This is a genomic window from Pseudomonas sp. 31 R 17 (assembly GCF_900004915.1).
Lineage (GTDB): Bacteria > Pseudomonadota > Gammaproteobacteria > Pseudomonadales > Pseudomonadaceae > Aquipseudomonas > Aquipseudomonas orientalis_A.
On record NZ_CVTN01000061.1, the window covers coordinates 125,845 to 146,040 of the forward strand.

17 protein-coding genes are annotated in these 20,196 nt (G+C 61.1%); 9 read left to right on the plus strand and 8 right to left on the minus strand.

The features are described from left to right. Positions 1-329 precede the first annotated feature (329 nt). The gene (locus BFP89_RS09780) at positions 330-800 is read left to right on the plus strand and encodes a DUF1289 domain-containing protein (protein WP_065885285.1); all 471 of its coding nucleotides are present in this window, start codon (positions 330-332) and stop codon (positions 798-800) included. A 135-nt stretch (positions 801-935) separates the two neighbouring features. On the opposite strand, the gene BFP89_RS09785 is transcribed toward BFP89_RS09780, so the two are convergent. After that, positions 936-1,799, minus strand: coding sequence for a universal stress protein (locus tag BFP89_RS09785; RefSeq protein WP_065885286.1), 864 nt, complete (start codon positions 1,797-1,799; stop codon positions 936-938). A gap of 146 nt (positions 1,800-1,945) precedes the next feature. On the opposite strand from BFP89_RS09785, the gene BFP89_RS09790 reads away from it, so the two are divergent. Continuing rightward, positions 1,946-2,548: a tRNA-(ms[2]io[6]A)-hydroxylase gene (locus BFP89_RS09790; protein WP_065885287.1), complete on the plus strand. Its 603-nt coding sequence runs from the start codon at positions 1,946-1,948 to the stop codon at positions 2,546-2,548. Here the strand turns inward: BFP89_RS09790 and BFP89_RS09795 are convergent. Continuing rightward, entirely contained in the window at positions 2,504-3,703 is a 1,200-nt protein-coding gene (locus BFP89_RS09795) for an MFS transporter (RefSeq protein WP_065885288.1), read from the minus strand. The genes BFP89_RS09790 and BFP89_RS09795 overlap by 45 nt on opposite strands. A 157-nt stretch (positions 3,704-3,860) precedes the next feature. On the opposite strand from BFP89_RS09795, the gene BFP89_RS09800 reads away from it, so the two are divergent. Both BFP89_RS09800 and BFP89_RS09805 read left to right on the plus strand, forming a co-directional pair. Further along, entirely contained in the window at positions 3,861-4,568 is a 708-nt protein-coding gene (locus BFP89_RS09800; protein WP_065885289.1) for a winged helix-turn-helix domain-containing protein, read from the plus strand. Then, positions 4,569-5,870 carry an ATP-binding protein gene (locus BFP89_RS09805; RefSeq protein WP_065885290.1) on the plus strand — a complete coding sequence of 434 codons (1,302 nt, stop codon included), beginning with the start codon at positions 4,569-4,571 and terminating at the stop codon, positions 5,868-5,870. Positions 5,871-5,885: 15 nt separating this feature from the next. On the opposite strand, the gene BFP89_RS09810 is transcribed toward BFP89_RS09805, so the two are convergent. Then, on the minus strand, positions 5,886-9,905 hold the full coding sequence (locus tag BFP89_RS09810) for a hypothetical protein (protein WP_065885291.1): 4,020 nt from the start codon (positions 9,903-9,905) through the stop codon (positions 5,886-5,888). Between the two features lie 155 nt (positions 9,906-10,060). Further along, complete coding sequence (gene ampC / locus BFP89_RS09815; protein ID WP_065885292.1) at positions 10,061-11,215, minus strand: class C beta-lactamase; 1,155 nt, start codon at positions 11,213-11,215, stop codon at positions 10,061-10,063. Positions 11,216-11,347: 132 nt separating this feature from the next. Between ampC and BFP89_RS09820 the strand changes: the two genes are divergently transcribed. Together BFP89_RS09820 and BFP89_RS09825 are read left to right on the plus strand one after the other, a co-directional pair. Further along, positions 11,348-12,226: a LysR family transcriptional regulator gene (locus tag BFP89_RS09820; protein ID WP_065885293.1), complete on the plus strand. Its 879-nt coding sequence runs from the start codon at positions 11,348-11,350 to the stop codon at positions 12,224-12,226. Positions 12,227-12,300: 74 nt separating this feature from the next. Beyond that, the gene (locus BFP89_RS09825; RefSeq protein ID WP_065885294.1) at positions 12,301-13,485 is read left to right on the plus strand and encodes a DUF2252 family protein; all 1,185 of its coding nucleotides are present in this window, start codon (positions 12,301-12,303) and stop codon (positions 13,483-13,485) included. Here BFP89_RS09825 and yghX read toward each other — a convergent pair. Together yghX and BFP89_RS09835 are read right to left on the minus strand one after the other, a co-directional pair. Beyond that, positions 13,482-14,369: a YghX family hydrolase gene (yghX, locus tag BFP89_RS09830; protein WP_065885295.1), complete on the minus strand. Its 888-nt coding sequence runs from the start codon at positions 14,367-14,369 to the stop codon at positions 13,482-13,484. The two genes, BFP89_RS09825 and yghX, sit on opposite strands and share 4 nt — an antisense overlap. Positions 14,370-14,438: 69 nt before the next feature. Further along, the gene (locus tag BFP89_RS09835) at positions 14,439-15,329 is read right to left on the minus strand and encodes a DMT family transporter (RefSeq protein ID WP_065885296.1); all 891 of its coding nucleotides are present in this window, start codon (positions 15,327-15,329) and stop codon (positions 14,439-14,441) included. Between the two features lie 88 nt (positions 15,330-15,417). On the opposite strand from BFP89_RS09835, the gene BFP89_RS09840 reads away from it, so the two are divergent. Beyond that, complete coding sequence (locus tag BFP89_RS09840; RefSeq protein WP_065885297.1) at positions 15,418-16,743, plus strand: aminotransferase-like domain-containing protein; 1,326 nt, start codon at positions 15,418-15,420, stop codon at positions 16,741-16,743. A gap of 29 nt (positions 16,744-16,772) precedes the next feature. Here BFP89_RS09840 and BFP89_RS09845 read toward each other — a convergent pair whose 3' ends face one another. Then, on the minus strand, positions 16,773-17,204 hold the full coding sequence (locus BFP89_RS09845; protein ID WP_065885298.1) for a nuclear transport factor 2 family protein: 432 nt from the start codon (positions 17,202-17,204) through the stop codon (positions 16,773-16,775). A 156-nt stretch (positions 17,205-17,360) separates the two neighbouring features. Here BFP89_RS09845 and BFP89_RS09850 point away from each other — a divergent pair, with 156 nt between their 5' ends. Further along, positions 17,361-17,567 carry a DUF6434 domain-containing protein gene (locus tag BFP89_RS09850; RefSeq protein WP_065885299.1) on the plus strand — a complete coding sequence of 69 codons (207 nt, stop codon included), beginning with the start codon at positions 17,361-17,363 and terminating at the stop codon, positions 17,565-17,567. A 450-nt stretch (positions 17,568-18,017) separates the two neighbouring features. On the opposite strand, the gene BFP89_RS09855 is transcribed toward BFP89_RS09850, so the two are convergent. Further along, positions 18,018-19,715 carry an amidase gene (locus BFP89_RS09855; RefSeq protein WP_065885300.1) on the minus strand — a complete coding sequence of 566 codons (1,698 nt, stop codon included), beginning with the start codon at positions 19,713-19,715 and terminating at the stop codon, positions 18,018-18,020. Between the two features lie 123 nt (positions 19,716-19,838). Here BFP89_RS09855 and BFP89_RS09860 point away from each other — a divergent pair, with 123 nt between their 5' ends. Then, positions 19,839-20,159, plus strand: a complete 321-nt coding sequence (locus BFP89_RS09860; protein WP_065885301.1) for a DUF2834 domain-containing protein — start codon at positions 19,839-19,841, stop codon at positions 20,157-20,159. Positions 20,160-20,196: the final 37 nt, after the last annotated feature.

Below are 20,196 nucleotides of genomic sequence, written 5' to 3' on the forward strand. Positions count from 1 at the left end.
GGGCTTTTTGGGCCGCAAAGCCAGCGCTGCCGGCATTCCTTACAGAAGCTGCTTTCAAAGTTTTACGCCTGCAGAACGGAGCTGATGAGGGTTGGCGCGGGCTCTGACCTACCGGGGTCAAACCCGCGCCAACACCGTTCTGAAGGAACGACTGTGCTCGTGACGCTTTGAAAACAGCTTCCAGCGGATTATTGGCGCCTTACAAGGCCGGGTGATTCTACGGCAAAAAAAATCTAAAGGTAAGTTGCGTCGCCAAGTTTGCAGGGTGATCAACCTTAGACAAAGGGCTAACATGGCGCACTGTTTCGCTGATTTGCGTGTTTTCGCCCATGCCCAACCAAACCATCAAGACCCCCTGCGTCGGCCTGTGCTCCACGGTCTACGGCGATCTCGTGTGCCGCGGCTGCAAGCGCTTTCACCACGAGGTGATCCAGTGGAATGGCTATAACGAGGAAGAAAAGCGCGCGGTCTGGCTCAGGCTCGAGCAGTTGCTGGTGCAGGTGATGGCCGGCAAAGTCGAGGTTTTCGACCCCAGGACCCTGCGCGGGCAGTTGGAACAGCGCAAGATTCGCTTTGTGCCGCACCAGTCCGAATATTGCTGGGCCTACCAGTTGATTGCGCGTGGGGCGCGGGTGATCACTAACCTGGAGGCCTACGGCATGGTGCTGCTACCGGAGTTTCGCGACTGGGCGCTGCCGCAGTTGCGTGATGCCATTGACCGGGAGTTCTTTATCCTTTCCGAGGCCCATTACCAGCGCTATATCGCGCCGGGCTTCCTGAAAGATGCATTCGCTGACTGACAATACAACTCCAAAGTGTGGGAGGGGGCTTGCCCCCGATGGCTGAGTATCAGCTACCAGATGCATTGGCTGACACACTGTCATCGGGGGCAAGCCCCCTCCCACATTGGGTTCTCGGTGCCTGAGGGATCGATGTCAGGACTGGGTGGCGAGTTCTTCGAGGTGATCCATCAATGTCTGCGGCTTGAGCACCAGCACGTCGCTTTCCACCGCATCGAGCACCACTTCCGCCGTATTGCCGATCAACGCCCCGGAAATCCCGGTACGCGCCACGGTGCCGATGATGGTCACGGCCGCTTGCCATTTATGCGCCGCGAAGGGAATCAACACATCCGCCGGCCCTTCTTCGATATGCAGGTGTGCGTCATCCACGTCGAATTCGGCCTGGAAGGCTTTGCATTGCTCGCGATAACGCGCCGCGATGGTTTCCCTGAGCTGGAAGGTCGGGTCCGCCGCCGACAGCATCGGCGATGGATGCGCGCTGATCACGTGCAACTGCGCCTTGGCCAGGCTCGCGATATCGAAACCGTGGTCGATGATGGCGTTATGCAGCGCGCGGTGTTCGCTGTCGGTATTGCCCACGTCGATGGCCGCCAGAATCACCCGTTCGGCCCAGGGCGTGGCGGTCTTGACCAGCAGCACGGGCGTTGGGCAGTAGCGCAGCAGTTTCCAGTCCGCCGGGGCCAGCAGGGCCTTTTTCAACGGGCTGTCGGGAAAGTGCTGCTTGATCACCAGCCCGCAGCCCTCCGCCTGCTGCACCTCGATGATGGTCTCATGCAGGCTGTCGTTCCACGCCTGTTCGGTGGAAACGCTATACCCATCCTCCTGCAGACCGGACTTGAGCAGGCTCAGCAGCGCCGAATGCTCGTGCTTCCTGTCACACACCAGCAGATGCAAGTGCGCGCCGGTGACCCCGGCGATCAGCCTGGCGCGCTTGAGGGCCAGGCTTTCGGAATGCTCGGGCTCGATGACCACCAGGATGCTGCGGATGGCTTGCATGGTCGGATCTCCAGGAAGGGGCCTGGAACAACTATAGTTGCTGTTGGCCTGGTGTCATCTTGATGTACATCAAGGCCCATGGCTGGCGGTCTGCGGCGGGGTCGGTATAATCGGCGGCCTTTTGTGATCCTTTGCCCGTGAGCCCGATGATCCTGCCCGAAATCCACGAATTCCTCGGCTGCCGCACCCCTGATGCCTGGGTGCAGGCCGCGCTGGCCGATCAGGACACCCTGCTGATCGATCACAAGAACTGCGAATTCAAAGCCGCCAGCACCGCCCTGAGCCTGATCGCCAAGTACCACGGCCACGTCGACCTGATCAATATGATGTCGCGCCTGGCCCGTGAAGAACTGGTGCATCATGAGCAGGTCATGCGCTTGATCAAGAAACGCAAGGTCGAGCTGCGTCAATTGTCCGCTGGCCGCTACGCCTCGGGCTTGCGCAAGGTGGTGCGCAACCATGAGCCGGTCAAACTGGTGGACACCCTGGTGGTGGGTGCCTTCATCGAAGCGCGCAGCTGCGAGCGTTTCGAAGCGCTGGTGCCGCATTTGGATGAAGAACTCGGCAAGTTCTACTTCGGTTTGCTCAAAAGCGAAGCACGGCACTTCCAGGGCTACCTGAAATTGGCGTACCAGTACGGTGACGCCAAGGACATCGCCCAGGTGATCGAGCGGGTGAGGGCGGCCGAGCAGGCACTGATCGAGTCACCCGACGTCGAGTTCCGCTTTCACAGTGGCGTGCCAGCCTGAGGCCACGGCCACGCCGATCAGGGCGCTGATTGCGCTCAGCAGCAGGATGACCGTTTGCGTGCCGAAGGGCGCGGCCAGCACGGCAATCATCAGGCCCGCCAAGGGCTGGGCCAGATTGTTGAGCAAGGTGATCACGCCCACTGTCTTGCCGAAATCCTGCACCGGAATGACCCGCTGACGCATGCTGCGCATGTACACGTTGAACATCTTGTCGAACCCGCTCACCAGCAGGAAGCCCACGGCGTACGCCCATAGGCCGGGGCTGATGGCGGTGATCAGCGCGCCGATGGCAATCATCGAATACGACAGCCCGCCGAGCGCCTTCAGCGCCAGGGTCGAACGCGCCAGGTAAAACAGAATCACCAGGGTCACCACCGCGCCGGCGGCCTGCAGCAGGGCGTAGGCGTCTTTATCGGCCGCGTATTGCCCGGTGACCATCGCCGCCGATGTGGCCAGCGTGACCCCGACAATCAGGTTCACACCCACCGCCAGGGTAATGATGCGTTTCAACGCCATCCGGTTGCGGATGTGACCGAAGGCGGTACGCAAGGGTTGCAGCCAGATACCTGCGGGTTGTTCGTGGAGGGGCAGGTCCACCGTGGTGTTGCGCTGCCAGGCCCGCATCGCCAGGTCCGCCAGTACAAACAGCGCGGCGATTGCCAGCACCACGCAGGGCCACTGCCAGACTTCCAGCATCAACGCCGCCACCAAAGGCCCGAGTACCAGGCCGCTCTGGTCGGCGATCTGTGAATAGGACAAGGTCTTGGCGTAGGTGTAGTGTTGGAAGATATGCGGCATCACCACTTCCCGCGCCATGATGCCCTGGGTGGTCAATACCCCGCAGACCGCAGACAGGATCACCAGCCACTGGATACCGTCGAACAGCCCGTACAGCGCTACCGCCATCGCGCAGGCCAGGGCCCGATACACTTGACTGACATGCAGGATGCGCACCGGGGAAAACCGGTCGCACAAGGCCCCGCATACGGGGAACGCCAGGTAGCGCGGCAGTGATTCGACAAAGAACGCCAGGCCTGCCCACGACACACTCCGGGTCGTCTGGAACACCACCAGCGGCACGATGAACAACAGGATCTGGTCCGCCAGCCGCGACAGGAACATCGAAACGAAGAACGCCAGGTAATCCCTGCGCATATGACTCCCTGTAAGTGGCGTAAAAGATTGCAGGCTATTTGTTAAAAACTCTTAAAAGCATGAAGCTTGCCGGCACGGTACACGGGCGCTGCTCTTCTCGACCAGCTTGCCACCTATAATGCCGGCCTTTCAATCTGCGTTCGTACACTGGGAACTTATGGAAAACCTGGGTCTGGGCAAGGTCCTGCTCGTTGAGGACGACGAGAGGCTGGCAGGGCTGATCGCGCATTTTCTGTCGCAACACGGTTTCGAGGTGCGGGTGGTGCACCGGGGCGACCTGGCCTTGGCGGCGTTTCTGGCGTTCAAGCCGAAAATGGTCGTGCTCGACTTGATGCTGCCGGGCCAGAGCGGGTTGCATGTGTGCCGCGAGATTCGCAGTGTGTCGGATACGCCCATCGTGATCCTGACGGCCAGGGAAGATGATCTGGACCATATCCTCGGCCTTGAGTCCGGCGCTGACGATTACGTGATCAAGCCGATCAAGCCACCGGTGCTGCTCGCCCGTTTGCGCGCGTTGCAACGGCGCCAGGCGCCCGAGCCCGTGGTGCGCGGCGCCCTGGCGTTTGGCCGGTTGTCGATCGATCGCAGTTGTCGGGTGGTCAGGCTGGGCGATGAGCAGATCGACCTCACCACCATGGAGTTCGAGTTGCTGTGGCTGCTGGCGAGCAACGCCGGAACCACCCTTTCGCGCGACGACATTCTCAACCGTATGCGCGGTATTGCCTTCGATGGCCTGAATCGCAGCGTCGACGTGTATATCAGCAAACTGCGCGGCAAGCTCAATGACAACCCGCGTGAGCCGGTGTGCATCAAGACCATCTGGGGCAAGGGCTACCTGTTCAATGCGTTCGCGTGGGAGGTTTAGGTGCTGCGCCTGTACCTGCGCCTCTATGTGATCCTCGCGCTCGGCCTGGCCGGGGCAATCTGGCTGGTCAATTACGGCCTGGACGCGTACATGCCCGAGTCCAACGAGACCTATAACCGAGAGGCCTTGCGGGGTCCGGCGTGGGCCCTGGTGGAGCAACTGCGGCCGGTGCAGGGCGCGGCGCGCCAGGCACGCCTGGATGAGCTGCAACCGCATTATGGCCTGCGCCTGAAACTGGTGCAGCGTGGCGCCCAGCACCTGAGCGAGCGTGAACAGAAGCTGCTGGCCAATGATCAGGTGGTGGTGCGCGAGGACTTCATGAAGTTTCTCGCGCCTATCGACGACGGCGCGCAATTGCTTGAGATCCGACTGCCGGAAGAGCCCAAGTGGCTGTATCTGTGGGCCTATGGCTTGCTCGGCGTGAGCCTGGCTATCGTCCTGTACTTCTGGGTGCGCCCGCACTGGCGCGACCTGGAGCACATCCGCCTGGCGGCGCAGCGCTTCGGCGACAACGACCTCGGCTCGCGCATCCTGCTGCCGCGCCGCTCTACCGTGCGCGCACTGGCCGGGCACTTCAACCAGATGGCCGAGCGCATCGAAAGCCTGATCGCCAACCAGCGCGAGCTGACCAATGCGGTGTCCCACGAACTGCGCACGCCGATTGCACGCTTGTCCTTTGAACTGGATCAGCTCAAGCAGCAGGCCGATCCACGCCAAAGCCGCCAGTTGATCGCCGATATGTACGCCGACCTTGGCGAGCTGGAAGAGATGGTCTCCGAACTGCTGACCTACGCCAGCCTGGAGCGCGGCGCGACCCAGGTTACCCGCGAAAATATCGAGGCCCAGAGCTGGCTGGACAGCGTGATCGGCAGCGTGACGCTGGAGGCCGAGGCGGCGGGCGTGCAATTGTCGCTGCGCACCTGTGAAGTCGATGTTATTCAGATCGAACCGCGCTTCATGGCGCGGGCGCTGATCAACTTGCTGCGCAATGCGATCCGTTATGCCGATCGCCGCGTGGAAGTGTCGCTGGTGAAGTTCGGCAGCGGCTATGAAGTGCGGGTCGATGACGACGGCCCGGGCGTGCCGTTGGAGGGACGCACCAAGATCTTCGAACCCTTCCTGCGCCTGGATACCAGCCGCGACCGCCGCACGGGCGGCTTTGGCCTGGGCCTGGCGCTGGTCAAGCGGGTCAGCCAGTGGCACGGCGGGCAGGTGCACGTGCTGGATTCGGAGTGGGGCGGGGCGTCGTTTCGGATGACGTGGGCGTATGCTGATCCGGCAAGATTAAAGGCCAGTCTCTAAAAGACTGGCATGGTGTTAGCGTTCAAATTTTCGTGGCAGATAATTGACAACGGTGTCCTGCCATACTATCGGTTTGTCAAGAGGGGCAATGTTGATACGAATGGTGCTTCCATGGACTTTTACTATGTCAGGCGTGACTTGCGCTTTACCATACATGGCCTCCATCATTTTACGCGCTCTTCTATCCACCGCATGTATACCAAGGTGCGGTGAGGCTTGAGAGACCGCCTCTCGAGCTTTCTGCAGGTCGTGCGCCATTGGCGTTGAGCCGTGACTCATGAATACCGGTCCCTCAAACGCTTTTACTGGCCTTTTTATTTCTTGTTGAAACAGGCGTGCGAAGGGTCTGTGACGCCCATTGGCCGAATAGCAAATTAACAAACGGACATTATGGTATTTGGATGGATCCACCCCTTTGCTGCGTAGAAACTTGACCAGCCCGGGAGCATCATAGGGAGCGTTGTTCACATAGGCGCGTGTACCTGTGCCGAACCCTCGATCCATCGCACTGGGCTGGCGCCCATGGGCAACAATATTAAGTCGCTTCTTGCCCTTATAGACATCGGAGAATGTATGCATCTCATGGCCCAGCATTTTCAGATCTTTCATCGGGCCACCCATCTGAATCACGTTATCGCGCCCTAAGGCCGTGTCCAGGGCGCGCTCCCTCTGCGCAAGGCCACCACCGCTGGGCCCTGGCAATGCGTCATCAACATGAGCATGCGGGCTGAAGTTCTCAAGTGGCTTGCCATACGACTTGTTCTTCACAGGATCGAATGCATGCCATTTCCCGGTTTTGCTATCCAGCCTGGCCGGTGCAGATAGCGTAGTCGCGCCTCTTTTATACGTGCCCTCGACCACATCGTGACGGGAAGCAAACTTGGACAGTTCATAGCGTCCGGTCCGGGCGCGGGTCAGGTTCCTGAATGGCCCATTGGAGGCATAAGCATGAATATTGCGTGCGTTTTTGAACAGTTGGCCACCGAATGTTCGAGCGCTCCTGAGCTGGGAGGGCACTGAGGATAACCCCCTGACTGTTTTCGGCAAAACAAGTGTCATAAGCATGACGCCATCAAATATAAATCCGATGGTTGCTTCTTGCCAGTCGCCCTGAATCGCCTTCCGGGTCGCGTTTGCGAATGGAATGATACCCAGTGAAGTGGTGGTGTTCGTTTCGTGCTCGCCGTCTTCTTCGTCAAACTTGGTGATGTGATGGGCGGCGGCGGTCAGGGCTTTCAAGTCGCAGTCCTGATAGGAATAACGGGTAACCAGGTTGGCGAGAAACTGGCTGCGCGGACTGTTGTAGGAGTAAGGAATAGCCGATTCTCCTGGAACCCTGGCGTGTAAATCCTGATCCCCTATCCGGGCGTCGACGAGCGGCTCGACAATCATGTTTTGGTAGGTGAATCCTGTCACCGAGTTTGTATTTTTCTCTTCCCATTCGCCTTGCAAACCAGGGTTGATGGAGCTTGGGCGTATGTAATTTTTTGCCGGATTGAATTCGTAGGTAATGGTGCGCCCTTGATGGGTCGCTTTGATCAGCAGGGGTTCCTCGATGTTGCTCTTCTGCGGTGTGGGGTAGGAAATGCTCGTGTAACTTCCGATTCCGGTAGGTGTGAATTTTTCAATCGGCCTTTGACGAAGTATTTCGAGGCTCCCATATTCCAGTTGCTGTCGATCGGCCAGGGGCAATTGTGCAATCAGATGCTTGGTGAGGTTGGTCAATGAAGTCGTTCTGCGGCGATCGAAATCCGCCAGTTCGGTTTTGTGAATGTCTTTTATATCCGGAAGGATGCTGAGCGACTGGATCGCCGCTGTCGGGACCTTCTGCTGGTCGAACGAGTACCACGCTTGATTGTCTTTCAGGTCCTCGAGGTTCTGGGAGAGACTCAGGTCCAGCAGCGAATACGGGCCATAAGTGACGTCCCACGGCGCCGTATTCAGTGCATTACTGGTTCTATCCGCGGCTCGGGTGATGACCTTGGCGGTGAGGTCGACATTTTTAATATGCTTGCCCATCAGTTCCAATGCCTTGTCCTTCAAAAGGGGCAGGGGCGCGCTCAAGTCGGTGCTGACAGTCGTCAGCCCGGCCATCACCCCGGAGAACGTGCTGTGCGCCGCGTTCAATTGCTGGGCCGAATAGTCGCCCGTCGTGGAGGCCGGCAGGACCCCGAACATCAATGCCCAATCGATCAATGCGTCCTGCTTGACCTCATCGAGCAGCTGTTCATCCTCGTCCGTGATGGGTTCCAGACTGCCGTAGTTTGCCACCTGGTCAAAGGTCATGTTTGCGCAACTGCCGGGGCTCTTTGCCTCGATGAAGGCTGCCGTGACTTTCAGGCTGAACCAGCTGGGCGAGCCGTAGGTCACGTAGTTGGGAATATCTTTGACCAGCAGTTCTGGCGGGGCCAACAGATAGGCGGCCGTGGGCGCCAAATCAGGGTTTGCGCGCCCGCTGGACACCAGGTGTTGCTCAAGGCCTTTGCGGATAGTCTGCAACGGCTTGCCGTAAAAGGCTTTGTCGGCCAGATCATATCCGGCCACTTCGTTTCTCTTGGCGGGTTCCATCCAGGATGGAGAGCCCAGTCCCAACGCCATCGCTGCCAAGACCCAGTCGGAACTGTCTTTATCCTCTGCGGCCCCCATCTTCTTTTGGAGGGCGGCTTCCAACTCCCTGGCTTTGGGTGAAGCGAGAATCTCCCTCAATATTTGGCTAGGATATTGAAGCTGCTGGGAGGTGAAGTGCAGGTTTTTTGTCAGGTAATTGAAGGCCCCCCCGGTTCTATCGCTGGCGTGCGTGCCACCGAGGCCTGGCAGTTGCAAATTGTTATAGGCGATGTGCGAGTAAACCTGCTTTTGTTCATACAGGCTCAGAGGCACCGCCCAACCCAAGGCACCCTTGAAGTTGCCATCGGGCGGGGCCAGCAGGACGTCATGCTTGAGGTGTTCAACAAGGATTTTTATCTCATCTTCCGTTTCCGGAATCTTACGGCCGCTATCGGCGATGAATTTTTCAATGCTGACGTTATCCTCGGGCGTCAACTGCGCGTCCTGGAAGTACCAGGAAGCGGGGTCGATCTGTACGTGGTTACTCTGCAGAAACTCCTTGATCCGGGCTTTTTCGATACGCTCGGCAGCCTCGGGCGTCTGCGGCTCGGCGATGAAAAGCGGCCGGGTGTCAGCGGGCTCGGGCGCGGGGCGGAGTGCCTTGCTCAGCTGCTGAAACAGTCGGTTTTTATTGTTGATATCGCCCAGCGTCTTTTGTTGCCGCTCGAGCGTCTCTTCAGATCCTCTCTCAAGCTGTGCGCTTGACAGGGAGGTATCGGGCATCGGAAACGCGCCTTCCTGTTTCAGCTCATTTGCGCGGTCCACGGCCTGCTGCCGGGTATCAGGAAAAGATTCGCCGTAAAACTTGGCGATCTCGGAAAGCGTGGCAGGACGCTCGGCGTGTGCGCTGGGCGAAGACTGGCCAGGGGCAGGCACTACGACGGAGCTGCGATCGCCTGTCAAGGTGCTCGCGGCTTGCATGATCAGCCGCCAGGAGTCCGGCATCGGCTTGCCCTGTCCAGGGCTGAACACCTGCAGTTGCGCAGGATAATGATGGGACCGGGGTTTGAGCGTCGCGGTGATGTGTTCCTGCGACCCGCCCGATTGAGGGGAGATGCGAATGGGCCTGGAACGATCGATTTTATTGAAGTCCGCCCATTGCTGAAAGTCGGGCCCTGCGAGCAGGTCATCCAGGTGCTGGCGCCATTGTCCGAACTTTGAGGCGCCAGGGACGGGTAACACCGGGGTATCGTATTTGCCTCCACTCGCGTCAACTGCCGCATTGACCAGCTCAGCCGCATACGCGGCGGCGAGTTGGCTTTCCGCTTTGTAACCTGGCGAGCGCTTGGCCAGCTCAATCCATGAAGGGGTCGGGGTATCGTGCTCGGCAGGCGAAACCGCCGTGGCCGTATTCGCTGCAGCAGGTTCGGTGGATGCGGGTTGCTCGGTAGGAAGATGTTCTGCGGGGCGTTGAGAGATAACGGGCATCGATGAACTCCGGAAAGACGACTTAGCTGCCGCACGTTTCGTACGTGCGGCAGTGCTGATCCGTCGTCGATTTCCGAAAGCACGTTCCCGCTTTGACTATTGCAAGATTTTTATCGGGCTACCCAACCCCATTCGTACAGGTTTTGTGCCAGGCGTCAGTGATCAATCGCACTCAAGATCGCATGGGCTACTTTCACCCGCTCGGCATTCGGGTAGTTCCTGTTCGCCAGGATCACCACGCCGATGTCCCTGCTGGGCACATAGGCCACGTAGGCGCCGAAGCCACTGGTAGAACCGGTCTTGTTGTACAGCACGTTGCCGGGTTGCGCCTGGGCCGGTTTCAGCCAGTTGACCCGGTGCGGCTCCATCGCCATCGGCGTTGAGTTGCCGTCGATCAACGCTTGCACGGTGATGGGGTAGGGGTAGCGTTCCCAGCCCAGGCCCTGGGTCATGTCGCCGACCGTGTAGTAACCGGTGTGGGTGGTGGCGATCGCCTGTTGCAGTGGCTTGCTCAAGGTCTCGGGGTGCATGTTCAGCATCATGTAGCCCGCCAGGTCCTGGGCGCTGGTCTTGATACCGTAGGCTTCGCTGTCCAGGGCCCCGGCGCCCACGCGCACCGGCTTTTCCTGTTTGTCGTAGCCTTGGGCATAGCGGCCGAGCTGGTCGGCGGGCACGTTGATATGGGTGTTTTTCAGGCCCAGCGCCGGGAGCAGCGTCTGTTCCATGGCGACGTTGAACGGCTGGCCCAGGCTTCTGGCCGCGAGGTAGCCGAACAGGCCTATGCTCGGATTGGAGTAGAGACGCTGTGTACCGGGGCTGTAACCGGGTTGCCAGTGGGTGTAGTAACCGAGCATGGTCGCGGCGCTGTCAGCCGCCGGCGGGAATTGCAACGGCAGGCCGCCTGCTGTGTAGGTCGCCAGTTGCAACAGGCTGATGCGGTCGAATGCACTGCCGGCCAGTTCGGCCCAGTGCTCGCTGGCGCTGTCCGACAGCTTCAGCTTGCCGCTGGCCAGGGCATAGCCGCCGAGCGTGGCGGTGAAGGTCTTGGTCACCGAGCCGACTTCGAACAGCGTGTCTTGAGTGACGGGTTGCTGGCTCTCCCTGGACGCTACGCCGTAGTTAAAGTATTGCGCCTGACCGTTCCTGACCACGGCCACCGCCAGTCCGGTAATGTGCTGCTGCTGCATGAGCGGTTTCACATGGCTGTCGACCACATTGCGCAGCTCAGCATCGGCCATGCAAGGGCCGGAGACCAGCAATAACCAGAAAATCAGGAGGTTTCGTACGCTAAAACAGGATTTTTCGTGCATGTTATTTTCGCTTCCATGTAACGGGTTGACGAATGCCGGGGGCCTGCGCGGGCGTCGCCAATCTAGGCGTTACCGGGAACCGGTACAAACGATGATATCTTGCACGAGCCATTAGAAAAAATAGGGTCAAGCATGCTGCGCTCCCATTTACCCCTCAATGCCCTGCGCGCTTTCGAGGCATCCGCCCGGCACCTGAGCTTCACCCGGGCTGCCATCGAGTTATGTGTGACCCAGGCGGCGGTCAGCCACCAGGTTAAAAGCCTGGAAGCGCAGCTCAATGTCACCCTGTTCAAACGCCTGCCGCGCGGGCTGATGCTCACGAGCGAAGGCGAAACCCTGCTGCCGGTGCTGCGCGAATCGTTCGACCGCATTGCCCATACGCTGGGACAGTTCGAGGCCGGGCATTACCGCGAGGTGCTGACGGTCGGCGCCGTCGGGACCTTTGCGGTGGGCTGGCTGTTGGCGCGCCTGCCGGACTTCCAAAGCCGCTACCCGTTTATCGATCTGCGCCTGTCCACGCACAACAACCGCGTCGATGTTGCCGCCGAAGGACTGGATTACGCGATCCGTTTCGGGTCCGGCGCCTGGCACGGCACCGACGCCTGCCAACTGCTGGAAGCACCGCTCAGCGTGCTCTGCGTGCCGCACCTTGCCGAACAGTTGCACACCCCGGCCGACCTGTTGAAACACACGTTGCTGCGCTCCTATCGCGCCGATGAATGGAGCCTGTGGTTCCAGGCCGCCGGGTTACCCGCAGACACTTTATTGCCGCGCAGCATTGTGTTCGATTCGTCGTTGGCAATGATGGATGCGGCGTTGCAGGGCGTCGGCGTGGCACTGGCGCCGGCGCTGATGTTTTCGCGGCAACTGGAGCGCGATGTGATTCGCCAGCCCTTCGAGGTGCAGATCAGCACCGGCAGTTACTGGCTGACGCGCCTGCAGTCACGGGCCGAAACCTCGGCCATGCTGGCGTTCAAGCAGTGGCTGGGAACACTTGTAGTAGAGCCCTGAGCCATATCATTGAAACAAAATGAAACATTTTCGCGGGCCGATCCTCTACCGTAGCCCCGCACATGAGTCAATTCATGAAAATTCCGCGTCCGTCAGCTCGCATGCCTCACCTTACCCAACTGCGTAACTTGAAAATGGCCCGGTCGGCCCACGCCTATGTGCGTGGCAGTACGGTGCAATTTTACGAGTGGCTGCACAGTCAGTCAGGTCGCCGTCTGCCCCATGGGCCGGCGATCTGGATCTGCGGGGACTGCCATGCCGGCAACCTCGGCCCGACCGGCGACAACAATGGGCGCATCGACATGCACATCCGCGATCTCGACCAGACCGTGATCGGCAACCCCGCGCACGACCTGGTCCGCCTGTCGCTTTCGTTGGCGACCGCCGCGCGCGGGTCCGATTTGCCCGGTGTCACCACTGCGCGCATGCTCGAAGAAATGATGGTGGGCTATGCGCAGGCGTTCAAGGATAAGCCCGATGAGGCACCGCCACGGCCTTCTCAAGTCAAGGCCGGGATGCGCAGCGCGGTCGAGCGCACCTGGAAGAACCTGGCCCGGGAACGCATGGACGCGGTGCGCCCTACCATTCCCCTGGGCAAGCACTTCTGGTCGCTGTCGCGTGCGGAAAAAAGCGCGTTGGCGGCGGTCTGCGCCTCCGATGACATCCAGCAACTGGTGACGTCGTTGAAGGGGCGACCCAAGGACGCCAACGTCGAATTGCTGGACTCGGCCTATTGGGTCAAGGGCTGCAGTTCGCTCGGCTTACTGCGCTATGCCGCATTGCTTGGGGTAGGTGACAAAGACGATCGGGAATATTGCCTGATCGATATCAAGGAAGCTGTGGGCGCTGCCGCTCCACGGGCGGCCCGCGCCAAAATGCCGCGCGACAATGCGCGCCGGGTGGTGGAGGGCGCTCGTCAGTTGTCGCCCGGATTGGGCGGGCGCATGCTGGCGACACGGTTCCTGGACCACGGTTTTTTCATCCGCGAACTGTTGCCCCAGGACATGAAGCTGGAGCTGGATCAATTGAGTGAAATCGACGCCATGCATGCCGCCGGTTACCTGGCCCGCGTTGTCGGTGTGGCCCACGCCCGCCAGATGGACCGAGCCACGCGCAAGGCGTGGATGGCCGTGTTGCAGGAAAATCGCTCGCGTCAGCTGGATGCGCCGTCGTGGCTCTGGACCAGCGTGGTGCAGTTGGTGGGCAGCCATGAGCAGGGCTACCTCGACCACTGCCGCCGGTACGCCCTGGAACACTAGACCAGGTATTGGCGAAACCACCCCAGGGTGCGTTCCCAGGCCAGGTTCGCCGCCGCCTCGTCATAACGTGGCGTCGAATCATTATGAAAACCGTGGTTGGCGCCCTTGTAGATATACGCCTCGTAGGTCGTGCCTGCGGCTTTCAGCGCCTGCTCGTAGGCCGGCCAACCTTCATTGATGCGCGCATCCAGCTCACCGTAATGCAGCATGATCGGCGCCTTGATGCGCGGCACGTCCCTGGCCTCGGGCTGGCGTCCATAGAACGACACGGCCGCGCCCAGCTCCGGGTAGGCCACTGCCGCTGCGTTGGTCACGCCGCCGCCATAACAGAAGCCGGTGACGCCGACTTTGCCGGTGCTGCTGTCGTGGTGCATCAGCCACTCGATGGCGGCGAAGAAGTCGTTCATCAGCTTGGTCGGGTCGACGGTCTGCTGCAGGGCCACGCCTTTTTCATCGTTACCGGGGTAGCCGCCCACCGAGGTCAGGCCATCCGGCGCCAGGGCGATAAAGCCGGCCTTGGCCAGGCGCCGCGCGACGTCTTCGATATACGGGTTCAGGCCACGGTTTTCATGCACCACCACCACCGCAGGTAACTTGCCGACGGCCTTGGCCGGCCGCACCAGATAGCCGCGCACCGTGCCGTTACCCTTGGCTGACGGGTAGGTGATGTAGTCGGCGACGATGTCGGGATCGGTGAATTTCACCTGCTCGGCCAGCGCATAGTTGGGGCTCAGGGCTGCGAGCAGGGCCGAGGCGGTCAGGCCACCCAGGGTAAACAGTGCGGCGCGGTCGAGAAATTCGCGGCGGTTAAGCGTGCCGTGGGCGTAGCCGTCGTAGAGTTCCAGCAGTTCGGGCGCAAAGTCTTTGGCGGTGAGACGCGTCATCGTTGCAGTCCTCGATTGGCAATAGGGCGGGGGACGACACTTCTGTTTAGCAGGCCTTGGGCCGTCGCGCTAGCGTGCGAACCTTTTGGCTCCGGCCACGCAACCGATCACCGCCACCGTGACCAGCAGCATCCCCAGGCTCACCTGCTCATGCAGCAGGCCCGCCGCCAGGGCCAGGCCGAAGAACGGTTGCAGCAGCTGCAACTGGCCGACCGCGGCGATGCCTGCCTGGGCCAGGCCGCGATACCAGAACACAAAGCCGATCAACATGCTGAACAATGCTACGTAACCCAGGCTCAGCCAGGCCGGCAGGCTGATGCCGGTGAACGAGGCGGGTGCCAGCAGCAGGCTCAACGGCGCGACGATGGGCAGCGCCGCCACCAGGGCCCAGCAAATCACCTGCCAGCCGCCGAGGCTGCGTGACAGCGTGGCGCCTTCGGCATAGCCCAGGCCGCAGACCAGCACCGCCAACAGCATCAGCACATCTCCGGCGGGCGCGGCGCTCAGGCCCTGGGCGAAGGCGTAACACACCACCAGCGCACTGCCCAGCAGCGAAAACAACCAGAACACCCGCCCTGGCCGCTCACCGCCGCGCAGTACAGCGAAAAGGGCCGTTGCCAGTGGCAGCAGACCGATAAACACAATCGAGTGCGCCGAGGTCACGTATTGCAGCGCGAGCGCGGTCAGCAGCGGAAACCCGATCACCACGCCGAGCGCGACGATGGCCAAGGGCGCCCATTGTTGGCGGGTGGGGCGTTTTTCCCTGAGCAACCGCAGCAGGCACATGCCCAGGATGGCCGCGAGTGTCGCGCGGACCATGGTCAGGAACACCGGGTCGAACTCCATCACCGCCAGGCGCGTGGCCGGCAATGAGCCGCTGAAAATCACCACGCCGATAAAACCGTTGATCCAGCCCTGGGTGCGGGTGTCCAGGCTGTCGAACAGGGAGGTGCGTTGCATGGCGATGTCCGAAAAAGGAAAGTTGCGTAGGCGCCATCCTAGGGACGAAGATTGGAGCAATCAAAAAATTGTCATGGATACAGCGACTATGCCGCGTGCGCGCTACAAATCCTTGGTCGATACGTTCGCCGAGGCCATTCGTTCTGGGAAGATGCCACCCGGCACACGCCTGCCCACCCACCGTCAACTCGCCGCCGACCATGGGCTGGCGCTGGCGACGGCGAGCCGGGTGTACAGCGAGTTGGAGGCGATGGGACTGGTCAGTGGGGAGACCGGGCGTGGCACCTTTGTGCGCGAGATAGCGTTGCCGCCGGGGCAGGGCAGCGGGCAGATGCCTGTGGCGACCGGCATGCTCGACCTGAATTTCAACTACCCGTCATTGCCCGGCCAAGCGGACTTGCTGCGCAACGCCCTGCGCCAACTGGCGTTGTCCGGCGACCTTGAAGCGCTGTTGCGTTATCAACCCCATGCCGGCCGCCTGCATGAGCGCGCGGTGGTCGCGCGGCACCTGGTGGATCGCGGGCTGGCAGCGCAGGCAGAGCAGGTATTGCTCGTCAGCGGGGCCCAGCATGGCCTGGCAGTGACGATGATGGCGCTGCTCAAACCCGGCGACGTGATTGCCGTCGACGCGTTGACCTATTCGGGTTTGAAAGTGCTGGCCGAAACCCTGCACCTGGAAATCGTCGCAATCCCGGCCGGCGCCACCGGCCCGGACCTGGATCACTTGCAGGCCCTGTGCCGCAAGCGCCCGGTGCGCGCGGTCTACAGCATGCCGACCATGCATAACCCGCTGGGCTGGGTGATGAGCCTGGCCCAGCGCGAGCGCCTGGTGGCGATCGCCCGACAGCATCAACTGATGATCATCGAGGACGCCGCCTACGCGTTTCTCGCCGAACACGCACCGCCGCCGCTGGCGACGCTGGCGCCTGAGCGCACGGTGTACGTGGGTGGGTTTTCCAAGAGCGTCGCCACTGGCTTGCGCGTGGGTTTTGTCGCGGCGCCCCTGGCGTGGGTCAAGCGCCTGGAGCGCAGCCTGATGGCAACCACCTGGAACGTACCGGGAGTGATGAGCGCGATCGCCGTGGCCTGGATCGAAGATGGCACCGTCGCGCGGCTGGAGGCGCAAAAACGCGAGGATGCCCAGGCACGGCAACGCCTGGCGGCGCAGGTGCTCACGGGGTTGACCTGCATCAGCCATCCTTCGTCGTATTTCCTGTGGCTACCGCTGACCGAAGACACCCGCGCCGACCAGGTGGCCATGAGCTTGCAGCGCGAGGGCATCTGCGTATCCACCGCTGAACCCTTTGCCGTCTCCGCCCATGTACCCCATGCGCTGCGCCTGGCCCTGGGGTCGGTGTCGATGATGGCGTTACGCCAGGCATTGATGACCGTGCGCAAGGTGGTGCAATGGTGAGCCGTGGCTGAACGGCTCACCGGCATTGGTCAGTATTTATAAGCCTGGCGACCGATCAGCAGCCATTTGCCGTGCTGCTTCTGCCAGACCTGGAAATTGTCGATATCGGTCGGCACTTCCACACCACTGTTCACCGCCAGGGCATGAAAGTGGTTGCGCACCAGTGCAGTGTCGCCGTTCAGGGTGATGGTCTGGTTTTGCATTTCCAGGGTCTTGAACGCGCTGGTGTGGGTTTCCAGATCAGCGATGAACTGCGCCTTGTTCTGCACTTTGCCGCTGGAATGACCGTAGGTGAGGGTGTCCGAGGTCAACGCGTGAAGTTGCTTGAGATCCAGGTGCAACATGGCCTGGGTCAGTTGATCGACTGCCTGGGCCACCTCCTTCTCGGCAGGTGCCGGCGCGGCTATGACGTAGCTGGAGAACAGGCACAGAAAAGCGATCAGCACTTTGACGTTGGGCATGGGTGTTTCCTTATTTTTGTGGGCGTAGAGACGATGAGGTCTGTCGTCGTACAACCATGCATTAATTGCAAGGGAGAAGGAAAGTGAAATTTCGCTCAGATCCGACCTCCTTTGAGGTTATGTTGGTGACCGGCATCCCCATCCGCGAGGCATAAAATGGAATTTGACTGGCACAGTGGCGTCATCACCCGCGCCACACCCGTAACCCCGAGCTACAGGAATACCCAGAACGTGCGCCGCTTCATGCTTGAACACTGCGGCCCGGCGTTCAAGTTCAACCGTCCATTCATGGCCTGGATACGCAACGGCGCGCCCAAGACACTGGGCGATGTGGTGGACGAGTGGCAGCGTCGCACTGCTTGAGGTGAATACAGCAAAATCGTACACCGCTGTCTGTAGGAGCGAGCTTGCTCGCGAAAAACGTCAACGATACCGCGTGCTTCCTGAATCAACGCGGCGCCTGTGCGTTTTTCGCGAGCAAGCTCGCTCCTACACAAAGCAGCCGCCCCCACCCGTAACCACGATGCGCAGCGAGCCGCTTTTGATCTTGATCTCAGGCGCCCCGTTAAACCACGCTGGCCGTAGTGAGGGCACACCGAGCCTAAGCGAGGTGCCGAGTGGTGGGGCAAGAGCGTTTTGCTTACTTTTGCGCTTTTCAAAAGTGAGCCGCTGTAAAAGCGGAACCCTAAGTGGCCGTGACCTAAATAACGGATATGTACTCGGTCTGATCCAGGATACTGGCCAGCCCAGAGGTCGTCATCGGGGGCAAGCCCCCTCCCACATTTGAACCTCGGAACACGACAACTAATCGGCCTACAGCGGCGGTGTCCGCGGCGGAATTACGCGTTTGCTGCCAGTGGCTTCAAACCCGGCGGCAAAGCGCAACAGCGCCGAATCATCATAGGCCCGCCCGGCAAACGTCAGCCCGACCGGCATGCCAATGTCCGCCATCACCCCCATCGGGACGGTGACCGTAGGCACGCCGAGGTGGCGAATGGCAAGGTTGCCATTGGCCACCCACACGCCATTGCTCCAGGCGATATCGGCCGAGGCTTCGTTGACATCGGCGTCGGCCGGGCCGACATCCGCCACAGTCGGGAAAAGCACCGCGTCGAGGCGCAGGGTGTCCATCCAGTCCTCCAGGTCCAGGCGACGGGTTTGCTCAAGACCGCGCAAGCCGTCAGGCAATGTGTCGATCTCGTTCCACGGCGTGATGCCGCGCTGGGCCATGCGCACGTATTCGTCCATGCCGGCGGCCAGGTCGTCTTCGCGGTTGGGCAGGGTGCCGGGGTCGTGGGGGAAGATTTTCGGGCCATCGACATCCGCCAGGCGGTTCAAGGCCGGGTCGCCGTTGGCGCGCAGGAAATCATCAAAGGCCCAGGCCGACAGTTCCCACAACTCATCGTGCAGAAACTGCCTGGACACCAGGCCACGGGTGAACACTGTCGGCGCGCCGGGGCGGTCGCCTTCGCAATTGGACACCAAGGGGAAATCCACCTCGATGACTTCCGCGCCGGCGGCTTCCAGAGCCTGGCGCGCGGCCTGCCACAGCTCGATCACCGAGGCGCGGGTGTGGATTTTCTGCCCGGTCGGCCCGCCGATCCCCGGTTTTTCGCTGGTGCCGGCCTCGGGGTCGGCGTTGATGTACATGCGCGGCACACCGAAGCGTTTGCCTGCGAGGGCCGTTTTGCCTTCTGCGAGTTCGGCATAAGACGCCGGACGTACCGAGCTGACGCTGGGAATCGGCACCCAGGGTTGCAGGCGCCACAGGTCGCCACGGGTTTCCGGGTCATCGGCGACCACCACGTCGAGCACTTCCAGCAGGTCCGCCATGGTGCGCGCATAGGGCACCACCACGTCCATGGTCGGGGTCAGCGGCCAGTTGCCGCGCACCGAAATCACCCCGCGCGAAGGCGTATACGCACACAAGCCGTTGTTGGAGGCCGGGCCGCGACCGCTCGACCAGGTTTCTTCAGCCAGGCCAAACGCGGCGAAGCTTGCCGCCGTCGCCGTGCCGGCGCCATTGGACGAGCCCGAGGCGAACGGTGCAGTGAGGTAGGCTTCGTTGTACGGGCTCTCGGCACGGCCATAGACACCGCGCTGCATGCCGCCGTTGGCCATGGGCGGCATATTGGTCTTGCCCAGGCAGATGGCGCCGCCGGCGCGCAGGCGCTCGATGGTGAACGCATCGCGTTGGGCGACCAGCCTGGCAAACGCCGGGCTGCCGGACGCGGCGGTGAGGCCCTTGACCAGGTAACTGTCCTTGGCGGTATAGGGAATGCCATCCAGCGGCCCCAGGGTCTGGCCTTGCGCCCGGCGTGCATCGGACGCTTGGGCTTCCTTCAAGGCGTCGGGATTGCGCACCACCACAGCATTCAGCGCGGTAGCGGTCTGCGGGCCGTCATAGGCTTCGATCCGCGCCAGGTAGGCGCGCACCAGTTCAACGGCAGTGGTGTGGCCGGATTCAAGCGCAGCGCGCAATTGGGCAATGGAGACTTCGGTAACTTGCATTACGTTTTTTCGCCGTCTTCAAGTGAGGGTATGACGGCAGTCTACGTACAGATATTTACCAGTGCCAGCTTACTGCTAAGGTAAGCGGCCTGATCATCCACATTGCACTCCAAGGAGGAGAACATGCCTAAACCCTACATCGCCCTGGCCGCTTTGCTCGGCTTTTCGTTGTATACCGTGGCGACGATGCTGACGGCCGAGCAATCGCTCATTGCGTTCGGCCAGGAACTGATGTCGCGGCCGGACACCGCGCAGGTGGTGATCGACCTGTACCTGATGGCGATCCTGGCGTGTGTGTGGATGTACCGGGACGCGCGCGGGCGAGGGCGCTCCGTGGCGTCGTTGATCCCCTATTTCCTGTTGACGGCGGTCTTCGTGTCGGTGGGGCCGTTATTGTATATCGTCGTCAATGGGTTCTCCCGTAGCCCATCGAACCAGGGTTGACCCATGCTCCCGTGGCGAGCGAGCCTGCTCACTCGCC